The sequence below is a fragment of the Vibrio sagamiensis NBRC 104589 genome (assembly GCF_007990935.1).
GTDB lineage: Bacteria > Pseudomonadota > Gammaproteobacteria > Enterobacterales > Vibrionaceae > Vibrio > Vibrio sagamiensis.
Genome location: NZ_BJXJ01000002.1, coordinates 170,693 through 187,054, shown reverse-complemented (window position 1 = coordinate 187,054; position 16,362 = coordinate 170,693). Strand labels below are relative to the sequence as shown.

The window sequence follows — 16,362 nt, the reverse complement described above, 5'->3', positions numbered from 1 at the left end:
TAAGGTTAGAGAGCTACACCGTCGCAAATTTCTTCTGTTTCATTTCTTCAATTTTATCGGCACGATGAATACTGTTGATGACGTGCAACAGTGCTTGGCCTGAAGCTTCAACAATATCGGTAGAAACACCAGTTCCGTGGTATTTACGGCCTTTGTAGTTGGCAATGATATCTGCTTGACCTAAGCCGTCTTCACCTTCCCCTTTTGCTGTTAAGTCAAACTTATCCAGAACAATGTCGTAGCCTGTCACGCGATAGATACATTGGTACAGGGCATCGACAGGGCCATTTCCAACAGCAGCTTCACACATCTCTTGATCGCCACATTGCATCTTGATGCTGGTGGTTGCCATGACGCTGCCAGATTGCACGCTTAGGTAGTTCAACTTGTAGAAATCATCTTCTTCACGCAGATTTGAGAAGTGCATTAGTGCTTCTAAATCGTAATCAAACACTTGGCCTTTGCGGTCAGCAAGTTTCAAAAAGTCTTCGTATAACGCATCTAGGTTGTACTCTTCTTCTTTATAACCCATTGCGTCCATGTGGCTTTTCACAGCAGCACGACCACTTCGGCTGGTTAGGTTCAATGCTTGATTTTTAAGGCCAATCGACTCAGGCGTCATGATCTCGTAAGTGTTTTTATTTTTTAGCATGCCGTCTTGATGGATGCCTGAAGAATGGCTAAATGCGTTGGCACCGACGATCGCTTTGTTGCTCTGGATCGGCATGTTACAAAGCTGGCTAACTAATTTGCTGGTGCGATGGATTTCGTCGTGTTTTAGGCAGGTATGTACACCCATGAATTCCTGGCGTGTTTTTAGGATCATCGCGATTTCTTCAAGAGAACAGTTACCCGCACGCTCACCGATACCGTTAATCGTCCCTTCTACCTGACGAGCACCGGCTTGCACTGCAGCGATAGAATTGGCAACAGACATGCCCAAGTCATCATGGCAGTGAACAGAAATGATCGCTTTGTCGATGTTTGGTACGCGGTTGAATAGGGTCTCAATAATGCCACCAAATTCACTTGGTACTGTGTAGCCTACGGTATCGGGGATATTGATGGTGCTTGCGCCAGCATCGATAGCCGCTTCAACCATGCGACATAGGTTGTCGATGGGGGTTCGGCCAGCATCTTCACAAGAAAACTCAACATCATCGGTGTAGTTACGTGCGTGTTTTACAGCTTGCACACCCATCTCTACAACATCATTGTAGCTCCGGCGTAGTTTGTCTTGAACGTGAACGGTTGAAGTTGAGATGAAAGTGTGGATTCGGAAAGCATCTGCAACTTTTAATGCTTGGGCTGCGGCGTCGATGTCTTTTGCAACAGCACGCGAAAGGGCACAAACTCGGCTGTTTTTAATGTGTCTGGCGATGGTTTGGACTGACTCGAAATCACCCGGAGAAGAAACAGGAAAACCCGCTTCAATAACATCAACACCAAGCCTTTCAAGTGCGTAAGCTATCTGCAGTTTTTCTTTGACCGTTAGGCTTGCTGATAATGCTTGCTCTCCATCACGTAGTGTGGTGTCGAAGATGATGACTTGATCATTCATGTTAGTTTCCTTCATGATTTTTGCACCTAATGAGAACATTAATGTGCCAGTGAATCGTTAATTCCATTGTTTAAATATCAAAAAAGCCCGCATTCTCATGCGGGCTTTTTTGAAAATTGGTGTGGTTATTTTTCTTCCACAGCCTACCCGCGCGAATTGGTCACGATAAGGAGGAGGCTAAGCAGAATAGAAAAATGTGCTGACATAGATGTTAAGCGTTCCACAAAAATAAGTTAATAAATTAGTACCGCACTCTATTAAGTGCGTCAACCCTTATGGGCAATTTTATTCGTAGTAAATTGCTATTGTTCTAGGCGATCGCAAAATTTTGAGGTGAAATTGAGAAATGATTCTTGGTCTTTACCGCATTTAAATTTCAATATTTGTGAATTTTTATTCATGCAATCTCGTTTTATGCTTGGCCTGTTTTTAATCTGATTTGTTATGAATGCTCATAAATACTTTGTGTATTGAACTTTACCCATAAATTGGGCGAATAAATTGTAACTTAAAAAATTATTGATGCTCATAAGCCTTAAAATTGTTTATAAATCTTTGATTTATTTTTTTTTGAAATTTTTATATTTTTTTAAATCATTGTAAATGATAGAAAACTTTGCTTTTAGAATAAAATTTAATGATTAATTATCAATCGAGTTGCTAAAGGCTAATGTATTCGTGGATAGTAGTGTTTGTTGACTGACGTATCCGAGTGGTAAATGTAATAGCGATTCGGAATTTTATTAAAAAAAATGATTTGGATTCAGGTGAGTTTTTGCACTTGTTTGGATTCTATGCACAACGACTTCCTTGTCATTATGACGATGATCAATTAAGAGGCATATGCCATGTTAGATAAAAAAGATGCGATGAGCGCAATCGCAAGCTACCGTATGGAAAGCACTTTGCGTGGTGTAGACTTAAACCTGTTAACTGTATTTGATGCTGTTATGCAGGAGCAGAATATTACTCGTGCTGCACACAACTTAGGTATGTCTCAACCAGCCGTAAGTAATGCTGTAGCTCGCCTTAAAGTTATGTTCAATGATGAATTATTCATGCGTCAAGGGCGAGGTATCCAACCGACTCAGCGTGCTCGTCAGCTCTTCGGACCTATTCGTCAAGCTTTGCAATTAGTGCGCAATGAATTACCAAGCTCTGTTTTTCAGCCAGAGTCTTCAACTCGCTTGTTCAAGCTGGCGATTTGCAGCCCATGTGATATGCGTTTTGCTCCTAAAATTATGGAAAATATCAGTGACCAAGCACCAAATGTTCAGTTGCATTTAGATGCAGAATTTGATCGGTTACTATCTGAACGCATGCGCTACCAAGAAATCGACTTTGTTATTGATTACGCTCGTTTTGATGATCAGGGTTTTTCAAGCACGGAGATCTTTAGAGATGAGTTAGTTGCTATTGTTTCTAAGACACACCCTCGTATCCAAGGCGATATATCTGCAGAGCAATTAATAAATGAAAAGCATGCTAAATTATCAAGAGTACATGGACAACGTAGTTTCTCTGAACAAGCTTATCGTGAACTAGATTGCTTAGCTGCTTATGAAGGTTCTAGTCTAAGCAACTTATTATATGTAGTAGGCCAATCTGAATTAGTTACTATTGCACCGCGTTGGATGGCAGAAAACGCCGTGAACAGTGAGCAATTACAGATTCTAGACTTGCCATTTGAGAATAAGCAAGTAAGTGGTTACTTAAGCTGGCATGAGTCAAGTGAGAAAGATAAAGGCCACATTTGGTTGCGTGATCAATTGATGGTTATTTGTGGTGAAGTAGTTGCACGTAACAAGCCAGTATTTTAATAAAACTTTACTTTCAAACTTTAATTAGTGTTGTTAGGTAGATAATTACTTAGCAGAGTGAAGTCACTATTACTAATATTTACAATTAATTTACCCTGAAAGAGTAATACTTTTCAGGGTTTTTTTTGCGTTATTTTTTTACAATCAAAACAATGATTTAATTTAGTGAGTTTTTTGCCTTACTTTAGAGTGCTAAACTATAAATCGTACGACTGCCTACTTATTGAGATAAATCGCTTGAACTTTGATGGTAGTCAGTTGCGTTTTTGAGTATCGAGGTTACACTTGTGCGCTCAAAAAGCTTACATATGTGAGCCTAAAGGTGATGAAATAGAATGGCCAAGTTAGATTTTCATATCATAAAACGTATTCGTGAGCAGGTTGTAAAAGGTGGTTCTCGTGTTGCGCTGAAGCATAAAGTAGGTACAGCATGGAAAGGGATTACTTGGGAACAATTTGGTCAGCAAATTGATGCGCTTTCAAGAGCACTTATTTTTCAGGGTATTGGTGTTCAAGATAAAGTCGGTATTTTTTCTAACAATATGCCGCGTTGGACTATAGCTGATTTTGCAGTATTGCAATTGCGTGGCGTTACTGTACCTATCTACCCGACTAATACTGCCGCACAGTCTGCTTATATTATTGATAATGCCGATATAAAAGTGTTGTTTGTCGGTGAGCAAGCTCAGCTTGATGCTGCTGTTAGTATTTTTGAGCAATGTCCTCAGCTTGAACTAATTGTTGCGATGTCTGATGAAATTGACTTAGGCGATCATTCTTTTGTTATGTCTTGGCATGATTTTGCTGAAAAAGATGACTTAAGTATGAACGTTGAGTTAGAGCAGCGCTTGGGCCAAGCACAGTTAGATGATTTATTAACGCTGATTTATACATCAGGAACAACAGGACAGCCTAAAGGCGTCATGCTCGATTACGCGAACATTTCTTCGCAGTTACAAGGCCATGATCAACGTTTGAGCCTCACTGAAACAGACGTGTCTCTTTGTTTTTTACCGCTTTCGCATGTGTTTGAGCGAGCATGGACTTTCTATGTCTTATATAAAGGGGCAACTAACTGCTATTTACAAGATACGATGAAAGTTCGTGAAGCGCTCAGTGAAGTTCAACCAACAGTCATGAGTGCCGTTCCTCGTTTCTATGAGAAAATATTCTCAGCGATTCATGAAAAGGTTTCTAAGGCACCGATACACCGTAAAGTGATGTTTACTTGGGCGGTTAATATGGGCGCTAAAATGGCGGCCTGCCATCAGGAGAAACGTACAGCTTCTTGGATGTTAAAACGTTCTTATGCTTTAGCTGATAAGCTGGTTCTGAGTAAACTACGTGCGCTATTAGGTGGACGAATTAATTTTATGCCTTGTGGTGGTGCTAAGCTTGATGAGACGATTGGTCGTTTTTTTCATGCCATAGGTGTGAATGTCAAACTTGGCTATGGCATGACAGAGACAACGGCAACGGTTTCATGCTGGGATGATAAATGTTTTGACCCTGGCTCCATCGGTATGTCAATGCCGGGAGCGCAGGTGAAGATCGGTGAAAATAATGAAATCTTAGTTCGTGGCCCTATGGTAATGCGTGGCTACTACAAAATGCCAGAAGAGACCGAGAAGACATTTGATGAGCACGGTTTTTTGAAAACGGGTGATGCTGGTCATATTGATGAAAACGGTAATTTGTTTATCACCGACCGTATTAAAGAGTTGATGAAAACCTCAAACGGTAAATATATTGCGCCGCAAGTCGTTGAAGGAGCAATTTGTAAAGATCACTTTATTGAACAAATAGCGGTCATTGCCGATACACGCAAATTTGTTTCAGCTTTAATCGTGCCTTGCTTTGACTCTTTGGAAGCTTATGCCAAAGAGTTGAACATTAAATATAAAGACCGTGTTGAGTTGATCAAGAATCATCAGATCGTTGAAATGATTGAGAAACGAGTTAATGACCTGCAAAAAGAACTGGCTAAGTTTGAGCAAGTAAAAAAATTCAAGCTTTTACCAAGAGCTTTCTCTATGGATGACGGTGAATTGACGCCAACACAGAAACTGCGGCGCAAAGTGATTAATGATAAGTACCAAGGCGAAATTGAAGAAATGTATAAAGACGAAGCAAAGAAGAAATAACAACTTTCTATCTTTACTTCGAAAAAATCATTATTTTCGTTGTACTGGTGAACTCTAAAGCCCTAGTACCATCGACTGCATTTTATGCATTAGGGCTTTTTATCAATTTATTTTTATTATTTTTCCTTCGTAAATTCCTTCGTAATTTCCTTCATATAAAAATATTAAACTTTTATTTTTGTCCTTATATAACAAAGTCTCTAGCCGTTTACCTATTATTGGCTTTTAATGCTGTTTTTGATGGTTTTCTAAGGACCTTATTACAAATCAATCAGATGCATAATTAGACCTGTTGATAATAAAACGTTACATTTGTTAGGTTTCCTGTCTCTTGTTATGACAAGAACAGGGCATAGCCGAAAAAGTGGAAGTATTTCGATTAGGCTAAAAATAAGACCTAAACTATGTAAAATCCAGGCTTAATCATTGGCCATATGATTGAGTGACTGGCAAGGAGAGCAATTATGACAACATTATTGTCAGGTGCAGAAATGGTGGTGCAATCTCTAATAGAAGAGAACGTTGAGCAAATATTTGGTTATCCGGGTGGCTCTGTTTTAGATATTTATGATGCTCTGCACGCTAAAGCAGATAAAATTAAGCATGTGCTTGTTAGGCATGAACAAGCGGCTACTCACATGGCAGATGGTTACGCTCGAGCGACAGGTCAACCAGGGGTTGTTCTTGTTTGTTCTGGTCCTGGCGCAACCAATACGATCACTGGAATTGCCACCGCTTATATGGACTCTATTCCAATGATTGTTATTTCAGGCAACGTTCCGAATAACTTAATTGGTAATGACGCATTTCAAGAATGCGATATTGTCGGTGTCTCTCGTCCAGTCGTCAAACACAGCTTTTTAGTCAAAAAAGTACAAGATATCCCTGAAACGATTAAAAAAGCCTTTTATATCTCTACAACAGGTCGTCCGGGACCGGTAGTGATTGATCTACCAAAAGACATTTTGAATCCACAAATCAAACTTCCTTATGATTATCCCGAAAGCATCTCAATGCGCTCTTATAAGCCAACGACAGCAGGGCATAAAGGGCAGATCAAGAAAGCATTAAAGTCTTTGCTTGAGGCGAAAAAGCCAGTGCTCTATGTTGGTGGTGGTGCCGTGATTTCTGGTGCCCATGAGTACATTCAAGCTCTTTCTGAACAGTTAAATCTCCCTGTCGTTAGCACTTTGATGGGGTTAGGCGCTTTTCCTGGTACGCACAAGAACTCCTTAGGCATGTTGGGTATGCACGGCACTTATGAAGCAAATATGGCGATGCACGAAGCTGACTTGATTTTCGGTATTGGTGTGCGCTTTGATGACCGAACGACCAACAACTTGGAAAAATACTGCCCAAATGCAAAAGTCATGCATATTGATATCGATCCCTCATCGATATCGAAGAATGTCAAAGTGGATCTGCCGATCGTTGGGTCTGCTGAGAAAGTATTAGCCACCATGGTAGGTTTACTTGACGAGCAGAGCAGCAGTAATGATCATGAGATGATCGCTGCGTGGTGGGAAGAGATCGAGCTGTGGCGCAAACGTAATTGCTTAGCTTATGAAACATCAGATGATCGTATTAAGCCCCAACAAGTGATTGAAACCCTTCATAAGCTAACTAATGGCGATGCTTATGTGGCATCGGATGTGGGGCAGCACCAGATGTTTGCTGCTTTGTATTACCCATTCAATAAACCACGTCGTTGGATTAACTCCGGAGGCCTTGGCACGATGGGATTCGGATTACCTGCAGGTATGGGGGTGAAGTTTGCCCTGCCTGAAGAAGAGGTAGTAATTGTCACCGGTGATGGCAGTATTCAAATGAATATTCAGGAGCTATCAACCGCAATGCAATACGATATACCGGTTAAGATCATTAACTTAAACAACCGTTTCCTAGGTATGGTAAAACAGTGGCAAGACATTATTTACCAAGGACGCCACTCTAATTCTTACATGAGCTCCGTTCCTGATTTTGCTGCCATTGCTGAAGCCTATGGTCATGTTGGCATTCGTATTGAAAGCCCGGATCAGCTAGAGGCTGGTTTACAACAAGCATTGGACATGAAAGATCGTCTGGTTTTTGTGGATATCAATGTTGATGAAACTGAGCATGTTTATCCGATGCAAATTAAAGGCGAAGGGATGGATAAAATGTGGCTAAGCAAAACGGAGCGTACTTAAGATGAGACATATCATTTCTTTATTATTGGAAAACCAGCCTGGTGCTTTGTCGCGCGTTGTTGGCCTGTTTTCACAGCGAGGCTATAACATCGAGTCTCTCAATGTCTCACCGACCGATGATGAAACACTTTCACGTCTTAATATTACGACGATGTCTGATGAAATGCAGCTTGAGCAAATTCAAAAACAGCTTAATAAGTTAATTGATGTTCTCAAAGTACAAGAAGTCACTGAATTTGAGCATATTGAGCGTGAATTGATGATGGTTAAAGTCAAAGCCAGTGGCTTATCCAGAGCGGAAGTCAAACGAACGGCTGATATTTTTCGAGGTCAAGTTGTTGATGTAACTGCCACTCAGTATACCGTGCAATTGGCTGGTACGAGTGAAAAACTAGATGCGTTTATTCAAGCGATTTCAGAAGTGACGGAAGTCGTCGAAGTTGCTCGCAGTGGTGTAGTTGGCATTGCTCGAGGTGAACGCAGTCTGAAGTATTAGGTCAATTATGATGAGTAATCGAGGTTTGATGACTCGTTATTTTAGGGAGAGTCGCTGAACCAATTCCTTATATCAGACAAATTTTGCCACAGGGTATAGCAAGCACTCATTATTTCACTTTGTCATGATATGAGATTGAAACTGGGATAGTTCTAGTTTCAATCTCAGTTAAATCACAACTAAACTGCTTCTATGGCGGTTTCGATGCTTTGCATTGAGCTTAAAAGATGTTTATCTAATAATTCAATTGCTTCATCGCTGTTTTTAGCCAATACAAGCTTCATGATCATTTCGTGTTCATCAATGTTGAACAATGTGTCATGCTCTGAAGTGAGTGTTTGCATCGCAAAGTAGCGATATCGCTTTATTTGATTGATTAAGTCACTAAAGAATTCAAACATGTTTCTAGAATCAGCCCCTTCCAATAAGGAAACATGGAATTGGTAATGACGCTCTTCCCACTCTTGCCAGCAAAACGAATCATTGACATTGAGACGAGATAGCTTGTGGTAGGATGTTAATACATCCAATTCCCAGCTTTCATCACCGGCTAAAATTGCCTTTTTAAGCAGCACAGAAGAAACAACGCGAAGACTTTCATAGAGGTCGTTAAGTTCCTTTTTACATACAGGTGCCACCCAGCAGCCTTTTTGCGGCTCAAGGTGGACATATTTACTCCAAGATAGTTGCACAAGAGCTTCACGAATAGGAGAAGCGCCTACATTGTATTTTTCTTTAAGGTCAGCAACGACAAGCTTTTGACCTGGTTTAAGAACACCTGTCAGGATATCTTGACAGATCATTTTTGATACTTTGTCGGTAAGAGTTGGACTAGACACAGTAACCTCATGGAATTGTTGACTTGGTGACAATTAAACAGTACGTAGTTCTGATTTGTTTGATAATACAGCGTACCGATTATGAGGGCAAGATAAAATATATAAAAAAAGAGGGCTAAAGCCCTCTTTTTTATGTAACGTATGGTAAATTAATTCAGTCTTATAGAACGTGAACAGAAGCCGTGTTTGTTGTGCCCGAAGCAACCAATGCACCTGAGACCATAACCACGATATCACCTTTGTGCCCAAGACCTGACTCTAAAGCTAGATCTTTACCTGCTAGGTAGAATGCATCCGTACTTTCAATAGAGTCGACAACTACTGGTGTCACACCTTTGGTAAGAACAAGCTGGGCTGCTGTTTTAGCGTTGGTTGTAAGTGCTAAAATATTTGCAGTTGGGAAGTACTTACGCACAGAACGAGCTGATTTACCACCTTCAGTTGCCACAACGATAAGTGGGGCTGCCAGTTTTTCAGCAGTATCTACTGCGCCTTTACATACTGCTTCAGTGATACGAAGGCGAGGGCTGTCTAGACGAGAACCTAGCTCAGCTTTTAGTGCTGAATCCGTGCGGTTCGCGATTTGTGCCATGATCGTTACTGCTTCAACAGGATACTTACCTTTAGCTGTTTCACCAGAAAGCATGACTGCGTCAGTACCGTCCATGACCGCGTTCGCAACGTCGCCTGCTTCTGCACGAGTAGGGCGTGGGTTATTGATCATAGAATCTAACATTTGTGTTGCTGTGATAACCATTTTGCGTGCACGGTTACACTTCTCGATCATCATCTTTTGAGCGAAGATAACTTCTTCTGCTGGGATTTCAACACCTAGGTCGCCACGAGCAACCATGATGCCGTCAGACAATTCTAGAATCTCGTCGAAGTTATCAACACCTTCCTGATTTTCAATCTTAGAAATGATGTGGATGTTTTCACCGCCGTTTGCTGCAAGCACTTCACGAATTTCTTGAACATCAGAAGCTTTACGGATGAAAGATGCAGCAACGAAGTCAACACCTTGCTCACAACCAAATTTAAGGTCGTTTTTGTCTTTTTCAGACAATGCAGGAAGGTTGACAGAAACGCCAGGTAAGTTAACACCTTTGTTTTCGCCTAGCGCACCGTTATTGAGAACTTTACATTTTACTTCAGTTTCTGATGTAGAGATAACTTCCATTTCAATTAGGCCGTCATCAACTAGGATTGTGTTACCTACATTAAGATCGGCAGCAAAGCCTGGGTAAGTGACAGCAACTTTGTCTTTATCTCCGATAACTGAAGTGTCGGTAGTGAAAGTGAATTCTTGACCGGCAATGAGATCAACATCATTGCCGCCTTCGAGTTTGATAGTACGGATTTCTGGGCCTTTTGTATCCAGAAGAATTGCAAGTTGTTTGCCCTTCGCTTCCATTACTTGGCGGAAATTCGCAATACGAGTGCCATGCTCTGCGTAGTCACCGTGAGAGAAGTTAAGACGCATCACATTCATGCCCGCGTTGACAAGTTCGGTTAATTTCTCAACGGATTCAGTTTTAGGACCAATCGTACAAACGATTTTGGTTTTTTTCATGGAAGATACTCTCCGGTAAGTATAGTTACAATTTGAAATTCGGCTGTTAACACTGAAGCAGGGGCTGTGGTGACGGTTTTATCTTACCGGCATCTTTTTGGCCTTGTTGTGATACTTCAGATTTTGAAAGTCTTTCTCCGAGTTTAGTCATTTTATGACTTATCAAGCGGCGATTACGGTTGGCTTTTTGTGACCTCTGCGAGGTTATATATAGAAAGTTACAAAAAGATAACCATCAATTCTGTAATTTTTTTTCTTTTAGGAGCTGAATTCTACCATTGAATGATTCCAATATCACTGTTTAAGAATTGTCTTAGGACAAGGTTTTATAGAGAAATATTAATTTTTTTACTCAAAATTAATGGATTTCTAAGTTTCGATTTGATTATAATTAATTTTGAGTCGAAACTTAGGGTGACGTTAGATGTCAAAACGAAACATTCAGCTGAGAAGGCATACTATTTCTAATTTGGTTAACGAACTTGGTGAAGTTAGTGTGGATGAACTTGCGCATAAGTTTGATACATCTGAAGTTACTATCAGAAAAGACCTAGCTTCGTTGGAGAAAAATGGTCAATTACTTCGCCGTTACGGTGGTGCAATTGCCATTCCGACAGAAGTCGTTCATGAAGAAATGAGTTCAAATGTTTCGAAACGAAAGTTAAATTTGGCAAAAGTGGCGGCGAGTTTAATTCGTGATCACAACCGAATTGTGATTGATAGCGGCACAACCACTGCTGCCTTAATACAACAATTAAATGACAAGCGCGGCTTAGTTGTAATGACGAACTCACTTCATGTCGCTAATGCCCTCAATGAATTAGAGAGTGAGCCTACCTTGTTAATGACTGGGGGAACTTGGGATATGCATTCTGAATCTTTCCAAGGCAAAGTGGCTGAATCTGTGCTGCGCTCATATGACTTTGACCAACTTTTTATTGGGGCTGATGGGATCGATTTGGAAAGAGGCACCACAACATTTAATGAACTTCTTGGCTTGAGCAAGGTGATGGCTGAAGTTTCTCGTGAAGTCATCGTTATGATCGAATCAGAAAAAATAGGTCGGAGAATCCCCAATGTTGAGCTGGCTTGGGATCAAATTGATGTCCTCGTCACGGATGATGAAATATCGAGTGAACAGCAACAGCATATTGAACGATGCGGCATTAAAGTGATTCGTGCCTAATGCTCTAATAACAGCGTCAACTGGCGCAAAAACGTTTTACCTTAGAAATATTTTACCCTAAATAAACTTTGTACCCAGAATCCTCTTCCTAATAGTTCGCTTTCTGATTCTATAATAAATAAGAAAAGGGAAGAGTGATTCAAATAGAACAACGATGGAGATCAATACATGTGTGGAATCGTAGGCGCTGTCGCACAGCGAGATGTTGCAGAAATTTTAGTAGAAGGCTTACGTCGACTAGAATACCGTGGTTATGATTCTGCCGGAGTGGCGATCATTGATAATGCCAATAATCTAACGCGAATTCGCCGCTTAGGCAAAGTACAAGCGTTAGCCGATGCAGTGAGTGAAGCAGAAACTCTAGGTGGGACTGGGATAGCCCATACCCGTTGGGCAACTCATGGTGAGCCTTCGGAAGCAAATGCTCACCCACATATGTCAGGCCGTATTGCGGTGGTTCATAATGGTATTATAGAAAACCATGAAGTGCTTAGAGAGCAATTAAAATCCCGTGGTTATCAATTTGAATCTCAGACAGATACCGAAGTTATTGCGCATTTAGTTGAATGGGAATTACGCAGCTCAGAAACACTGTTAGAAGCTTTACAAAAGACCGCTGAACAATTAGAAGGAGCCTACGGTACAGTAGTATTGGATCGCAATGATCCTGATCGCATCGTTGTTGCTCGTTCTGGCAGTCCGATAGTTATTGGATTTGGGGTTGGGGAAAACTTCCTCGCTTCAGATCAACTTGCATTACTCAATGTTACTCGTCGCTTTATGTATTTAGAAGAAGGGGACGTTGCCGAGATCACACGCCGTCAAGTGACAGTATTAGATGCCTCAGGTCATTCAGTTGAGCGGGAAATTATTGAATCGAGTGCTGAACATGATGCAGGTGACAAAGGGCAATATCGTCACTTCATGCAAAAAGAGATTTATGAACAACCCACCGCGCTCATCAAAACAATGGAAGGGCGCCTGACGGCTGATAGCATTATTACTGAGTCTATTGGCATCAACGCAGCAGAAATCTTAAGTAGCATCGAACATATCCAGATTGTTGCCTGTGGTACGTCTTATAATGCAGGCATGACCGCTCGTTATTGGTTCGAAGACATTGCCGGAGTGAGCTGTGATGTCGAGATTGCTTCTGAATTTCGTTATCGTAAGTTTGTCACTCGACCAAACAGTTTGCTCATCACTCTTTCCCAGTCAGGAGAAACGGCAGATACCTTAGCAGCATTGCGTCTGGCCAAAGAAAAAGGCTATATGGCCGCTATGACAATCTGTAATGTTGCAGGCTCATCTTTAGTACGCGAATCTGATTTTGCTTTCATGACTCGTGCTGGTGTTGAAATCGGTGTTGCATCTACTAAAGCCTTTACGACGCAGCTTTGTGCGCTGTTAATGCTAGTGACAGCATTGGGTAAGCAACAAGGTCGAGTGAGTAAGGAAAAAGAAAAAGAGATTGTCGAGGCTCTTCATGCGTTACCAAAACAGATCAACGCAGCGCTCTCTTTCGAACAAGAAATAGAAGACTTGGCGACAGATTTTGCTGATAAACATCATACACTGTTCTTAGGTCGTGGTGAATTTTACCCAATTGCAATGGAAGCTTCTTTGAAGCTGAAAGAGATTTCTTACATTCACGCTGAGGCGTACGCCGCAGGTGAACTTAAACATGGCCCTCTTGCATTGATTGATGCCGATATGCCTGTTGTCGTGGTTGCGCCAAGTAATGACTTATTGGAAAAACTGAAATCTAACATTGAAGAGGTACGTGCACGTGGTGGTCTGTTGTACGTATTTGCTGATGCCGATGCTGGCTTCCAGGAAGATGAAACCATGAAAATCATTACTCTACCGCATATCAGCGAAATTACTGCGGCGATCTATTACACCATTCCGATGCAATTACTTTCTTACTATGTTGCACTGATTAAAGGAACGGACGTCGATCAGCCTCGTAACCTTGCTAAAGCAGTAACAGTTGAGTAGCCCCGGTAGTTTTTGGTCTTTACTTGTCGGCAGACATTAAAGTCTGAAACTGTGACATTAAAGTTTAAAACTGTAACACTAAAGTTGAAAACTTTTCAACCCCGGTTAAACAGATTAAAAGTTAACCGGGTTTTTGTTATGGCAAAATCAATGTTCTTCCTACAGTTTCTAGTACATTATTATAAATTGGCATGGTTATTTTCTCTTACTTATTGCTTTTTAATTATAATTCTACTTAGCTTCGCCGATGATTTTCTTTTTGGAGAATAAAGTAATGTTTTGATTTACGGCGTAGCTACTAAACATGATCATCAATACACCAAGTATTTGAAGGTGACTTAAAGTTTCATGGTAAAAGTAATAATCAACTAGAATTGCGATAGCAGGATAAATAAACGTCATCACGGCGATTACAGGGGCCGATAATTTTTGGTATGAGGAGTACATTAAAATGTAAGTCAAACATGTATGGACAGCTCCTAAAATAAGTAAATAACTCCATTGTGTAATGGTGATTTCAGTCAATCCAGATAAATCACTAAATGGCAATAAGACAATGACTCCTACACAAAGCTGAACTAAAGTAATAATATAAGGAGAGATCCCCGTTAAAAACTTTACGATAACTGCTGATATTGCCCAGAAGATTGCTGCCGACAGCGCCAGAACTATACCCAATATGTAAGAAGAAGATAGTGAGATATCACTGAAATCAATATTGGCAACTAAAGCAACGCCAATGAATGCAAGACCCATCCAAGCAACTTTATTTGACGATACTCGCTCTCGGAAAATTACGGCCCAAATCAACACAAAAAAGAAGGGCTGGGCATGATATATAACTGTCGAAGTGGAAATAGAAGCGGTCTTAAAAGATGCAAACAGCATAACCCAGTTAAAGACCAAAAATATCCCGCTCAGCACGATTATCATGAGGTTTTTCAGCGAAAGCCCAGACTCCTTGAACTTTCCACTATAAACGCAATAAGCAACTAAAAATAGCACTCCAAGTAAGCAACGGTAAAAAACTACGTTGTATGCACTTTGACCTGACTCAATCACAAATAGTCCGACGGTTCCCATCATGAGCATTGCGCTAAATAGCTCTATGATCCCTTTTTTCTCCACAGAATTAATCATTTAAAACTCCTTTTTCCACTTCAGTGTGAGTGTATAAATAGCTCTGTTTCTTATTAAGCGCTGTTGAATCTAAAGAGGTTAAGACTGACGTTGTTTTTGAAAGAGTAGCTTCCATTGTTATTCCTTATTATTTTTTGCTACCGAGCAATGAATTTACTACAGAAAGAATATTTGAGACTCCTAACTTGCTTTCTTCTGAATCAATATCATCCGCGCTAAATTCGGCAAGCTCGAGCCCTAGCACCTGCTCTCGAGGAATTGCTTCAAATACACTGATCAATTGGGATAAATACAACCCGCCGTGAACTTTGTAATCAGCTGGAATTTGTCCTGGCTCAAGTGCGTCCCAATCGATGTGTATCCATAATTTAGAGCTACCAACCATCTCTAATATCGTCTCTGGGGTTACATTGCGTGGAAGTAGCATTCGAACTCCAGAATCTTCAAGTAATCTACGCTCTTTTTCATCAATATCGTGCACCCCAGCCAACACTACTTGACTAGGTTTTAATCCAGCACCAAAACCACTTTCCCAAAACCCACATACAGCAGCCAATACCATCCCACCTAGATAACCTGTTTCTGAAGTGTCAGGAGTATTAAAGTCTCCATGAGCATCAATCCAAAGCACAGTAATATCTGGGTATTTAGCTGTAACTATAGGTAATGTTGCTAGGCTTGCTGAACATGTATTTGACGCGAAAAGAACCGTATCATTGGCAGCTAAACTTGTTTGAACTTCGCCTTGCAGTAAATCTAATGTCTTTGATGCCTTCGGCAAACACTCTTTCCAGTTATCATCTTGACCCGGAGAAGGGCTTCCAATGATGGTCGCCTGAATACCAAAGTTTTGCTCTAAAGCTTCAGCTGTTATCTTTGCTCCACGAAGTGTAGTGTCGGTCTTGTCACCAATGCGACCCTGTGAACAAATAAGACGGTAGCTCATTTCTATATCCTAATTTTTATTAAAAAAGTCAGGGATTTATGCATGATCTACTTTATTCGGTCAATTGCATAACATACCCAATAACTAAGTAACGATAGGCATATCTTTTGGTAAGTTAATATGATGTTGGTTGTATTTGATGGGAGTTAGTCTCAATGACAGCACAGCTGCCTGAAAATTGAATTAGAATATAGAACATTGAATAAAGGTAGAATATTCGATCTAGTTCATTGTTTTTTGGTTATCCAGGGGGGGGCTGAATTAATCGAACTTGCTAGCGATTTAATTTAACCTTCTGATTTTTATTGATAACCATATAAGTAGTCATGCCCATGAATACATTGCACGTATGACGAAACAACCATGCATTTAAGTGGCCATAAAGCTGTTAAAACATCGGGGGTATTGAATCCACCATGGTTTATAGAGGGACCTTTCTTGTTATCAGTGCAATTCTATCTGGATCT

Annotated in this window: 12 protein-coding genes; 6 read left to right on the top strand and 6 right to left on the bottom strand. The window is 40.7% G+C overall.

Translation table 11 applies throughout. The annotated features are described in order from the left end of the window. Positions 1-13 precede the first annotated feature (13 nt). Complete coding sequence (leuA, locus tag VSA01S_RS01990) at positions 14-1,561, bottom strand: 2-isopropylmalate synthase (RefSeq protein ID WP_039978773.1); 1,548 nt, start codon at positions 1,559-1,561, stop codon at positions 14-16. An 848-nt stretch (positions 1,562-2,409) separates the two neighbouring features. On the opposite strand from leuA, the gene leuO reads away from it, so the two are divergent. The 4 genes from leuO (at position 2,410) to ilvN (ending at position 8,210) form a co-directional block, all read left to right on the top strand. After that, the gene (gene leuO / locus VSA01S_RS01985) at positions 2,410-3,381 is read left to right on the top strand and encodes a transcriptional regulator LeuO (RefSeq protein WP_039978775.1); all 972 of its coding nucleotides are present in this window, start codon (positions 2,410-2,412) and stop codon (positions 3,379-3,381) included. Positions 3,382-3,716: 335 nt separating this feature from the next. After that, positions 3,717-5,525 (top strand): AMP-dependent synthetase/ligase, encoded by a 1,809-nt coding sequence (locus tag VSA01S_RS01980; RefSeq protein ID WP_039978776.1) that lies wholly within the window; start codon positions 3,717-3,719, stop codon positions 5,523-5,525. Between the two features lie 464 nt (positions 5,526-5,989). Then, positions 5,990-7,714: an acetolactate synthase 3 large subunit gene (locus tag VSA01S_RS01975; protein ID WP_039978777.1), complete on the top strand. Its 1,725-nt coding sequence runs from the start codon at positions 5,990-5,992 to the stop codon at positions 7,712-7,714. A 1-nt stretch (position 7,715) separates the two neighbouring features. Beyond that, positions 7,716-8,210, top strand: a complete 495-nt coding sequence (gene ilvN, locus VSA01S_RS01970) for an acetolactate synthase small subunit (RefSeq protein ID WP_039978778.1) — start codon at positions 7,716-7,718, stop codon at positions 8,208-8,210. Between the two features lie 179 nt (positions 8,211-8,389). Here the strand turns inward: ilvN and VSA01S_RS01965 are convergent, their stop codons facing one another. Both VSA01S_RS01965 and pykF read right to left on the bottom strand, forming a co-directional pair. After that, positions 8,390-9,049 (bottom strand): GntR family transcriptional regulator, encoded by a 660-nt coding sequence (locus VSA01S_RS01965; RefSeq protein ID WP_021709365.1) that lies wholly within the window; start codon positions 9,047-9,049, stop codon positions 8,390-8,392. 160 nt (positions 9,050-9,209) lie between these two features. Beyond that, on the bottom strand, positions 9,210-10,622 hold the full coding sequence (gene pykF, locus VSA01S_RS01960; protein WP_039978781.1) for a pyruvate kinase PykF: 1,413 nt from the start codon (positions 10,620-10,622) through the stop codon (positions 9,210-9,212). Positions 10,623-11,046: 424 nt separating this feature from the next. Here pykF and VSA01S_RS01955 point away from each other — a divergent pair, with 424 nt between their 5' ends. Beyond that, on the top strand, positions 11,047-11,808 hold the full coding sequence (locus VSA01S_RS01955) for a DeoR/GlpR family DNA-binding transcription regulator (protein ID WP_039978782.1): 762 nt from the start codon (positions 11,047-11,049) through the stop codon (positions 11,806-11,808). Between the two features lie 168 nt (positions 11,809-11,976). Beyond that, complete coding sequence (gene glmS, locus VSA01S_RS01950; RefSeq protein WP_039978783.1) at positions 11,977-13,809, top strand: glutamine--fructose-6-phosphate transaminase (isomerizing); 1,833 nt, start codon at positions 11,977-11,979, stop codon at positions 13,807-13,809. 231 nt (positions 13,810-14,040) lie between these two features. On the opposite strand, the gene VSA01S_RS01945 is transcribed toward glmS, so the two are convergent. Genes VSA01S_RS01945 through VSA01S_RS01940 form a run of 3 tightly spaced genes read right to left on the bottom strand, consistent with a single transcriptional unit; the run spans position 14,041 to position 15,895 of the window. Continuing rightward, positions 14,041-14,949 carry a DMT family transporter gene (locus VSA01S_RS01945; protein WP_039978784.1) on the bottom strand — a complete coding sequence of 303 codons (909 nt, stop codon included), beginning with the start codon at positions 14,947-14,949 and terminating at the stop codon, positions 14,041-14,043. Further along, the gene (locus VSA01S_RS20445) at positions 14,942-15,064 is read right to left on the bottom strand and encodes a hypothetical protein (protein WP_258007774.1); all 123 of its coding nucleotides are present in this window, start codon (positions 15,062-15,064) and stop codon (positions 14,942-14,944) included. Before VSA01S_RS20445 ends, VSA01S_RS01945 begins: the two co-directional genes overlap by 8 nt. 12 nt (positions 15,065-15,076) lie before the next feature. Further along, entirely contained in the window at positions 15,077-15,895 is an 819-nt protein-coding gene (locus tag VSA01S_RS01940; RefSeq protein ID WP_039978786.1) for an arginase family protein, read from the bottom strand. Positions 15,896-16,362: the final 467 nt, after the last annotated feature.